Source organism: Burkholderia sp. Ac-20344 (genome assembly GCF_017104975.1).
Taxonomy (GTDB): domain Bacteria; phylum Pseudomonadota; class Gammaproteobacteria; order Burkholderiales; family Burkholderiaceae; genus Burkholderia.
Genome location: NZ_JAAGPP010000238.1, coordinates 1 through 9,063, shown reverse-complemented (window position 1 = coordinate 9,063; position 9,063 = coordinate 1). Strand labels below are relative to the sequence as shown.

General features: G+C 67.0%; 11 protein-coding genes. 5 read left to right on the top strand and 6 right to left on the bottom strand.

Annotated features, from left to right (window positions below; genetic code table 11):
• A partial coding sequence (locus G3N64_RS40295; RefSeq protein ID WP_205788577.1) for a hypothetical protein occupies positions 1-180 on the bottom strand: 180 nt, incomplete at its 3' end.
• Here G3N64_RS40295 and G3N64_RS37040 point away from each other — a divergent pair.
• The 3 genes from G3N64_RS37040 (at position 179) to rfaE2 (ending at position 3,445) form a co-directional block, all read left to right on the top strand.
• Positions 179-1,405: a patatin-like phospholipase family protein gene (locus G3N64_RS37040; protein ID WP_205788576.1), complete on the top strand. Its 1,227-nt coding sequence runs from the start codon at positions 179-181 to the stop codon at positions 1,403-1,405. The genes G3N64_RS40295 and G3N64_RS37040 overlap by 2 nt on opposite strands.
• A 485-nt stretch (positions 1,406-1,890) precedes the next feature.
• On the top strand, positions 1,891-2,769 hold the full coding sequence (locus tag G3N64_RS37035; RefSeq protein WP_011353352.1) for a diiron oxygenase: 879 nt from the start codon (positions 1,891-1,893) through the stop codon (positions 2,767-2,769).
• A 190-nt stretch (positions 2,770-2,959) separates the two neighbouring features.
• Positions 2,960-3,445 carry a D-glycero-beta-D-manno-heptose 1-phosphate adenylyltransferase gene (rfaE2, locus tag G3N64_RS37030; RefSeq protein WP_205788575.1) on the top strand — a complete coding sequence of 162 codons (486 nt, stop codon included), beginning with the start codon at positions 2,960-2,962 and terminating at the stop codon, positions 3,443-3,445.
• A 24-nt stretch (positions 3,446-3,469) separates the two neighbouring features.
• Here rfaE2 and G3N64_RS37025 read toward each other — a convergent pair whose 3' ends face one another.
• The 3 genes from G3N64_RS37025 to G3N64_RS37015 all read right to left on the bottom strand — a co-directional run bounded on the left by G3N64_RS37025 (position 3,470) and on the right by G3N64_RS37015 (position 5,627).
• Positions 3,470-3,712, bottom strand: coding sequence for a hypothetical protein (locus G3N64_RS37025; protein WP_205788574.1), 243 nt, complete (start codon positions 3,710-3,712; stop codon positions 3,470-3,472).
• A 197-nt stretch (positions 3,713-3,909) separates the two neighbouring features.
• Entirely contained in the window at positions 3,910-4,710 is an 801-nt protein-coding gene (locus G3N64_RS37020) for a type III pantothenate kinase (protein ID WP_205788573.1), read from the bottom strand.
• Complete coding sequence (locus G3N64_RS37015; protein WP_205788572.1) at positions 4,707-5,627, bottom strand: biotin--[acetyl-CoA-carboxylase] ligase; 921 nt, start codon at positions 5,625-5,627, stop codon at positions 4,707-4,709. Before G3N64_RS37015 ends, G3N64_RS37020 begins: the two co-directional genes overlap by 4 nt.
• A 491-nt stretch (positions 5,628-6,118) precedes the next feature.
• Between G3N64_RS37015 and G3N64_RS40075 the strand changes: the two genes are divergently transcribed.
• Together G3N64_RS40075 and G3N64_RS37005 are read left to right on the top strand one after the other, a co-directional pair.
• A complete protein-coding gene (locus tag G3N64_RS40075; protein ID WP_241021405.1) occupies positions 6,119-6,724 on the top strand; it encodes a hypothetical protein in 606 nt (201 codons plus the stop codon).
• On the top strand, positions 6,706-7,335 hold the full coding sequence (locus G3N64_RS37005) for a type VI secretion system amidase effector protein Tae4 (protein WP_205788571.1): 630 nt from the start codon (positions 6,706-6,708) through the stop codon (positions 7,333-7,335). Before G3N64_RS40075 ends, G3N64_RS37005 begins: the two co-directional genes overlap by 19 nt.
• Before the next feature lie 429 nt (positions 7,336-7,764).
• On the opposite strand, the gene G3N64_RS37000 is transcribed toward G3N64_RS37005, so the two are convergent.
• Positions 7,765-8,310: a hypothetical protein gene (locus G3N64_RS37000; RefSeq protein ID WP_205788570.1), complete on the bottom strand. Its 546-nt coding sequence runs from the start codon at positions 8,308-8,310 to the stop codon at positions 7,765-7,767.
• Positions 8,311-8,532: 222 nt separating this feature from the next.
• Positions 8,533-9,063, bottom strand: a 531-nt coding sequence (locus tag G3N64_RS36995) for a tetratricopeptide repeat protein (protein WP_205788569.1), incomplete at its 5' end; no start/stop codon positions are given.

The window sequence follows — 9,063 nt, the reverse complement described above, 5'->3', positions numbered from 1 at the left end:
GCCGGAGCCGGCCGCGAAGCCGGCACCGGCCGCCGCCGCGCCGCGCAAGCCCGCTACGAAGCGCGCGAAGTCGACCGGTGCGGCGGGTTCGGCCGCCGCACGTGCGGCAGCCGCTTCGTCGCCCGAAACGCGTCCGCCGAAGCGCTCGACGTGACGCGGCACAGGTAGCAGGTCGATCATGCGGCTCGCGCTCGTTCTGATGGGAGGCGGCGCACGTGCCGCCTATCAGGTCGGCGTGCTGAAGGCGCTGGCCGAGATCGCGCGCGAGGCCGATCCGCAACGGCACACGCTGCCGTTCGCGGTCGTGTGCGGCTCGTCGGCCGGCGCGATCAACGCGACGTCGATCGCGAGCCACGCGGACGACTTTTCCCACGGTGTGCGCCGCCTGCTCGAATTCTGGGAGCCGTTGCGCGCCGACTACGTGTATCGCACCGACTGGCTTGGCATCGCGGCCGCCGGCGCGCGCTGGCTCGCGACGATGACCTTTGGCTGGGCGGCTCGCCGCTCGCCGCGCGGGCTGCTCGACAATGCGCCGCTCGCACACCTGCTGCAGCGCGAGCTGAGCTTCCACCGGATCGAGCAGATGCTCGAGGCGCGCCTGCTGCACGCGCTTGCGATCACTGCGCTCAGCTATTCGAGCGGCCGGCACCTGACGTTCTACCAGGCGGCGCAGCCGATCCAGGCGTGGCGGCGTGCGCAGCGCACTGCGCGGCTCGTCGACCTGTCGGCGTCGCACCTGCTCGCGTCGTCGGCGATCCCGTTCGTGTTCCCGGCCGTGCCGCTCGTGCTCGACGGGCAGATCGAATATTTCGGCGACGGCTCGATCCGGCAGATCGCGCCGCTGTCACCGGCCATCCACTTCGGTGCGGATCGGATCGTCGTGGTCGGCGCGGCCGACCCGCGGCCCGAGATTCCGGCCGCGAACGGCGCCGGGCTGGTGCGCGGCTACCCGACGCTCGCGCAGATCGGCCAGCAGGTGCTCGCGAGCGTGTTCCTCGACTCGATCGGCTCGGACATCGAGCGCATCGAGCACATCAATCGGATGATCGAGCACCTGCCGCACCAGGTCGAGGTGGACAGCGGCTGGCGGCATGTCGACGTGCTCGCGATCGCGCCGTCCGAGCGCATCGAGCTGATCGCCGCGAAGCACCTGAAGCAGATGCCGGCGACGATCCGCGGGCTGCTCGGCGCGGTCGGCGGCAGCCAGCCGGCCGGCGCGTCGTTCGCGAGCTACCTGCTGTTCGAGGAGGCGTTCACACGCGAACTGATCGAACTCGGCTACCGCGACGGGCGTGCGCAGCGCGATACGCTGGCCGGCTGGATCGCGCTGGCGGACGGCGGCGGCGCGCCGGCCGCCGGCATGCCGCCGGAAGACGGCCTTGCGACCGGCGAAATACGGGTCTGACGCGTTCGGGCGGGGCGAGGTTGCGCGAGGTTGCGGGAGGTTGCGTTTTCGCGACGGTCGGCCGCGACCGATCGCCGCACCGCGATTGGCGGAGCACGACCGGGCAGGCGTCTCGGAACCGTCATGCACGCGTGCTATCATGGCCGCCGCCGTATACACCATATCGAACAGCCCGCCGATCCGGCATCCGCACGGGACCCTTCGGGGAACCCGCCTGGGGCAGGGGACGGGCTCGTCAACGAGCCGGCCAGCGCCGGCCCCCACTCAGGCAAGTGCAGCCGGTTCCGTTCGAACGGAGCGCGGCTGCGGCATGCCGCAACGGCGGCGGCGCGGCCGCCTGGCCAGTGGACGACCAATCGGCGTCCGGCCGGCCGGTTTCACGCGTAAAATTACAGTCTTGGCTGCAAAAAGCGCGCTTGGCGCGCCTTTGCGGCAACAGTCACGTTTAGAGAAGTCGCATTGCGCAGAACAGGGGTGGGACCATCATGAACACCATGCTTTATCCGGAACTTTACAGGTCGCTCGAAGCTGTCCGCTGGGACATGGAGAAGGACATTCCGTGGGACAAGTTCGACGCTTCGCTGCTCACCGACGAGCAGGCGAAGACGATCAAGATGAACGCGATCACCGAATGGTCGGCGCTGCCCGCGACGGAAATGTTCCTGCGCGACAACCAGCACGACAGCGACTTTTCCGCGTTCATGAGCGTGTGGTTCTTCGAGGAGCAGAAGCATTCGCTCGTGCTGATGGAATACCTGCGCCGCTTCAAGCCGGAAATGGTGCCGACCGAAGAGGAACTGCACGCGGTGCGTTTCCAGTTCGACCCGGCGCCGCCGCTCGAGACGCTGATGCTGCACTTCTGCGGCGAAATCCGCCTGAACCACTGGTACCGCTGTGCGGCCGACTGGCACACCGAGCCCGTCATCAAGCAGATCTACGAAACGATCTCGCGCGATGAAGCACGCCACGGCGGCGCGTACCTGCGCTACATGAAGAAGGCACTGAACAACTGCGGCGACGTCGCGCGTGCGGCATTCGCGAAGATCGGCGTGCTGATGGCGTCGGCGCGCCGCACCGAGAAGCCGCTGCACCCGACCAACCTGCACGTGAACCAGGCGCTGTTCCCGCGCGACACCGTGCAGTCGCGCCTGCCCGATCCGGAATGGCTCGAGCGCTGGCTCGACGAGCAGATCCGTTTCGACGGCGAGTGGGAAAAGAAGGTCGTCGAGCGGATCCTGCACAACCTGTCGATCCTGTTCGAGCGTACGTTCGCCACCGCGCAGGAACTGAACCGCTACCGCAAGGAAGTCACCGGCCGCCTGCAGGCCGAAAGCGGCCCGTCGTCGGCCGCGCAGCCGGCCTGACGCCGATACAGGCTGGCGCCGCAGCCGGTGCGCGTTGTGCCGGCCGCGTGGCTGGTTTGTCCGCGGTTCGCATCATCCGTTGCATGAAGCCCGCCCGGCCGGTCCGGCGGGCTTTTTATCTGGCGCCGCTGCAGCGTCCTGCCGTCCGATCCGCCGCGCGCGTCGTTGTCCATTCCGTCCGACCTTCATCATGTCCGCCACCTTCGAACGCAAGCTGATCACCCGTGATGCCCTCGTCGCCCTGCGCGCGTCGCTGCCGTCGCCCGTCGTGTTCACCAACGGCGTATTCGACATCCTGCACCGCGGCCACGTCACGTATCTCGCCGACGCGAAAGCGCTCGGCGCATGCCTGATCGTCGGCGTGAACAGCGACGCGTCGGTACGCATGCTCGGCAAGGGCGACGACCGGCCGATCAATCGCGAGGACGACCGTGCGGCGCTGCTCGCGGCGCTGGAAAGCGTCGACTGGGTCGTGAAGTTCGAGGAGCAGACGCCCGTGTCGCTGATCGAGGCCGTCCGGCCGGACATTCTCGTGAAGGGCGGCGACTACGACATGGATGCGTTGCCGGAATCGGCACTGGTGCGCGGCTGGGGCGGCCGTGCGCTGGCGATTCCGTTCGAGCATGATCGCTCGACCACCGCGTTGCTGAAGAAGGTGCGCGCGCAGCAGTCCTGAGCGCGGTGCGGCGCCGTCAGCGCGTCAGGGTGCGGATGCCGCGAGCGGCGCGGTCGTGAGGGCTGGCGACGCGATCGGGCCGCCGACGACGGGCTGGTCGGTTGCGTGCGCGAGCGGCGTCACGCGCAGCGCATCGGGCCGCACCTGCCGTGCCAGCACGCCGGGTTCGCGCGGGCCGGCCGCCGGCAGCGGCCCGAACACGCCGCGTGCCACCACGAACGCAAGCATGTTGGCGAGAAAGAGAACAGCGATCAGCCAGCGCAGCATCGTCGACACTCCTCATCGTCATTGACGTGGTTCACGTCATCCAATCGGGCCGGCCGCATGGCCGGCTTTTTCATTCCTTCCGTCGACCGTGCGCGCGGGCCGCCGTCGTGGCGCCGCGCGTCTTTCACAGTCATCGCGACGCTGGCCTGCCCGGGGCTTGCGTTGCCGTGCGCCAGCGCGATACCGGCGCCTTTCCGTCACTCCTGCGCTGCCGTTGCGGTTGCCGCTTCCGCGGCAATCAGCGCGAGCCCGGACAGGATCAGTGCATCGTGCCGCGTATGCGGGACCGTCAGTGCACGCGCGACGTCGTCCGCCGCGCCGCCGGCCAGCACGAGCCGCACGGGCGCCTGCCACGCGTCGGCGAGATCGCGCCACGCGCGTTCGATCAGCCCGGCCTGCGCGTACAGGCAGCCGGCCGACAGCGAGCGCGGCGTATCGACCTGGAACGGTTCGGCCTGCGCACCCGCGAGCAACCCGCTTGCGATGTCGGTGGTCAGCGTCGGCAGCTGCGCGGTGTGCGTGCCGAGCGCGCGCATCATCAGCGCCCAGCCCGGCGCGATCAGCCCGCCCGTGAAGCGGCCGTCCGCGCGCAGCGCCTCGAGCGTCGTCGCGGTGCCGAACGTCGCGATCAGCAGGTGCTCGCCCGGAAACGCCGCATGCGCGCCGATCAGGCCGGCCCAGCGGTCGCTGCCGAGCTGTTCGGGCGTCGTATAGCCATTCGTCACGCCGCATTGCGTCTGACGCGAGCGTATCGTCGTGCGCGGCAGGCCCGGCCAGCGAGCGTCGAGCAGCGCGTCGAGCCGGGCGGCCACGTCGGTGCCCGCGACGTTCGAGATCCACGCGCCGCGCGGACGCGGCAAGTTCGACCAGTCGGGATCGGCGCCACCGTCGCGCGCGTGGCCGAACGCGCCCGTCTCGACGAGCGTGCGCTGCGCAGCGGCGAGCGCCCACTTGATCCGGCTGTTGCCGGCGTCGATCAGCAGGTGCGGCTCGTTCATTGCGCTTCGCGCAGCGACACGTCGCCGGCCGCGATCGCCTGCACGCCGTCCGGCGTGTCGAGCAGCAGCTGGCCGCTCGCGTCGATGCCCGTCGCGATGCCGCGCACGCGCTCGACGCCCTGCTCGAGCAGCACGACTTCGCGCCCCGCGAATGCGTGCAGCGCGTGCCAGCGCGGCAGGAACGGCGCGAGCCCTTCGGCGCCGAATTGCGCGAGCGCGGGCGTGAGCGCGTTCAGCGACGCGGCGAGCGTATCGGTGAGGTTGGCCGATGCGCACGCGATCGACAGCGCAGCGGGCGGCAGCCCGCTTGCGAGCGTCGCTTCGCGCGCGCGCAGCGCGTCGACCTGCGCGGCGACCGCTTCCGCGCCGCGCACGTTGATGCCGAAGCCGATCACGACGGCGGTGGCGTCGGCGCTGGTCCACGCGGTTTCGATCAGGATCCCGGCGAGCTTGCCGACGATACGCGGCGTACCGTCGTCGGTGGCCGTCAGCAGCAGGTCGTTCGGCCATTTGAGCGCGACGCGCGAGCGGGCGTCGAGCGGCAGCGTGGCCAGCCCTTCGGCGAGCGCAACGCCGATCGCGATGCTGAGGCCGCCGAGCGCTTCGACCGGGCGCGGCACGATGCAGCCGACCGAGCACAGCAGCGCATTGCCGGGCTGCGCGAACCACGGGCGGCCCTGCCGGCCGCGGCCGGCCGTCTGCTCGAACGCGACGCGCACGAGCGGCGCGGGCAGCGCGTTCGCATTGCGCGGCAGCGCCTTGAGCCGGGTGGCGACGTCGGCGTTGGTCGAGCCGGTGGCGGCGACGATGTCGAGCGGCCACGCACGCGGCGCGGCGTCCAGGTGCGCCTCGAGCCGGTTGCGCGCGATGTGCGCGTCGCCGGAATCGGGCGTGTCGGAGGAGGTGGGGGCGTTCATGGCGCCTATTGTAGCGACAGGGGGCGATGGCGCGTCGGGAAGTCCGGTGGTGGTCGATCTGTTCGAAAGAGGACGGGCAATCGGGGCGACGCATTAAGCGCGAGGTTGCCATTGCTCTTCAGAGAGGGCATGCATTTGGACGGCGGCGCATCGGCGCGCGTAAAGCAGTATCTTCCGCGTTTTGATCAATCTACTGGAAAAACATAATCGACTGATGTTAATTGATTAGGATTTCGAATTCGTCTGATTGATTCTCCTATTCCGATCGCGCGTTTTGGATGCGGCGAGTTCTTCGCCAACCAATGATGAAAGGGGATTCGGATGAGTCGTCGCGGGCAAGCGGTACCGAGGATTTATTGGGTGGTCGTCAGTAGGAGTATGCCGCGGGGAGACAGAGGCATTACTGGCAGGTCGACAGCCGTCGGATTTGCGGCGAGGGGCGCTGTCGTTGACGAAAACCGGCAGACCGCGATGGGTCGGGGGGGCGCGGCATGATTCGTTACTTCCTCGCCAGAGGCGATCGGGGTGGCAGTGCCACGAATACGGAGGGGCTGGAATTTGTCACGTGTTCCAATCCGCCTCCGAGCGTGCAGATTGCCACGCTCTACATGAAAACGTACTGCACGGCTTGCAAGCAGGTGGGGTTCATTGCACCGAAAGGTCCGCGCTTGCCCGGCACGGCACCCAATGGTCAGCCGTGGGCGTTGAGCGGAGATATCAATGCATGCGGATGCAGTCCACCGCCCGTCTTCTATGCAGAGCGGGGTATGCGGATGATCCTGACTTCGCATGAACTGGTTGAGTTCGCGGAGAACGGACGTGGGCCAGCGTCCGATGATGGAGAGAGAACCGTGCTGGAACAAGCGGATATCTCGCTCGATTACGACGAGCAGGTGCGCGTCGGCATCGGTACCACGCTGCCGCAGAACTATCCCTACGTGATCGAAACGGTTGACGGGCGCACGTATGTGGGACGGGTCGGTACGGATGGCCAGCTACCCCGCATCGACACCGAGGCCGCCGGCAGTTACACAATCTATTGGGGCGAGGATGCCCTCGCCCATCGAGACTGGACGTCATGCCCAACAGACCGATAACAGTGAGGGCAAATACAACTCCACGCTCGGTCAAGGTAGTAGCGCTTCGGGCGGTGACATTCAAGGCGTTGTGGGGTGCTTATCCTTTGGGAAATCCGTATAACAATTCGGCTTATACAAATCAGTGTGCAATTCGTGTAAGCGTTGCCCTGCACCGCGTCGGCGTCGATATGAAGTCGTTTTCGTCGAAGTTGGTCAGGCCGCTGGGCGGTCAATCGAGTATCGGGCGAATCATGCTCAACGGAAAGGCGACTGCCACACGCGCCAATGAGCTTGGCTCGTGGCTCAGGCATCAGCCATTTGCCGGGCTAGGAAAGTCGGAATCGATTACCGGAGCGGGTTGGGAAGCGAAAATAAAGGGGCGTACAGGCATTGTGATGTTCGACGGGTACTGGACACGTGTCGGCGAGTCGGAGTCGAATGCAAGTGGCGGACATATCGATCTTTGGAACGGCTCTCGAATGACGATGAACAGCGTCTGGGGTGCAGCCTCGGCGATCGGGCGATATCTCGGCATATCATCATTTCGACGAGGTGCAAGTGTGCTGCCGAGCCTTAGCTATTCCGATCTTGGGCGGTCGAATTCAATCTGGTTTTGGGAGGTTAGGTGAGGCGACTTGCGATTACGCTTTTGGGAATTCTTGCGGGCTTTCTGTTGACGTGGTTCTACCTAGACGTATTCAGCCTTATAAGCTGGCCGAAACTCCCAAGTACACCGGCGCGTGGTTGCTACGAAATCGATAAATGCCCGATTTCGTGGTGGCAGGGTCTATTGTTTTTCACATACTTGCTTGGGCCGGCCGTGTTTTTCGGCGTAGTCAATGCAGTTGCTTACAGGCGTTGGTCGAGCAAGAAATGGGGGCGCACGCTCGGCATTGGGACCTTACTTGCAGGTCTGCTCTACCTTGAACCTTATATTTCCCGTTTGCTTGAGTATCGCGCGACGATCGGACGATCATTCCTCGGGTGAGAAGTAGGGAGACGAGACTGCCGGAGCTTCGCCTCTCTACACCGCTGATGCTCGTTGACGCGATGCCGGCTTACTTCCTTTCCATCCGCTCCAGCGCCTTGATGTCCTCCTCGGACGTCATCTCGCAGGCCAGCAGCGTCTTGCCCTTCAGCGCCGGGCCCTGGCGGGCCGACACGAGGATCAGCGCACCACCCGGGCCACGGACCGTCAGCCGGCGCGAATAGCCGACGGACGACGCGCCCAGCAGGTGGCCCTTCTCGAGGGTCAACTGGTAGCGTTTCGCGAGCTGGTCGGCGACCTCGCCGTCCACGAGCACACCGATTCCGGTACTGACGAACACGACCTGCTGCGTCGTGAAGCCGTCGCGGTGGATCGGCTCTTGCAGGCGATAGACCGCGGCACCCAGCATCGACTCGTCCGGTTTCGGATCGGCCGCCTTGGCGGTGTTGTAGATCGAGTCCATCAGGTCCGACGTGAACGGCGGCTTGCAAAGCGCGGCGTTGAAGATGTCGGGCTGGGCGGGCGGCGCGGCGAGTGCGGTGAGCGGCGCGCCGGCAACGGCAATGGCGACGGCGCCGACGGCAGCGGCACCAAGCCTGGAAAGGCGATGGGACATGGATGCAGTTCTCTCAGGTTTTATTGTGAGGCTGCATGTTAATGCATTGCCGCACGCCGAACGATCGGCGTGGCGCGGCCGGATGGCGGCAATGCAACCGGCGCGCCCGCCCGCGCCCCGCGATCGATTCCGTTGTCGGGCAATCGATGCGCGGAGCGTCGGGGCACGCGCGTCATGCAGCCGGTGCGATGCCGGTTCGTGCGTGTGCGTGCGGAAGAGCCGTCACGGCGCGACGACCGGGTGCTTCAGCGCATGCGCGGTCTCGATCCACTGCGCGTGGAATTCGTCTGCGTCGGGTTTGAGCCCGAGTTCGCCGTTGCGATAGGCCATTGCGAGCGTCTGCACGGCTTCCGGCAACTCGTGCTCGGCGGCGCGGCGATACAGCGCCAGCGCGCGCGTGTCGTCGCGCGGCACGCCGCTGCCTTCCCGGTACGCGTTCGCGAGCATGAAGTCCGCGGCCGGAATGTCCGCGCGCGACGCGATCTCGAACCAGTGTGCGGCCTGCACGGGATCGGCGGCGATGCCGTAGCCGCTGCGATAGATCAGCCCGAGGTAATACGCGGCGGCCGGGTCGCCCTGCGCAGCCGCTTCGCCGAGCAACGTACGGGCGCGTGCATAGTCCTTCGGCACGTCGCTGCTGCCGAGCAGCAACGCCTTGCCGAGCGCGAGCTGCGCACGCCGGGCGGCCGGCGCGCCGGCCCGGCCGTCTGCCGTCGCGGCGGTTTCCAGCCAGCCGCGCCCCTCGTCGCGCAG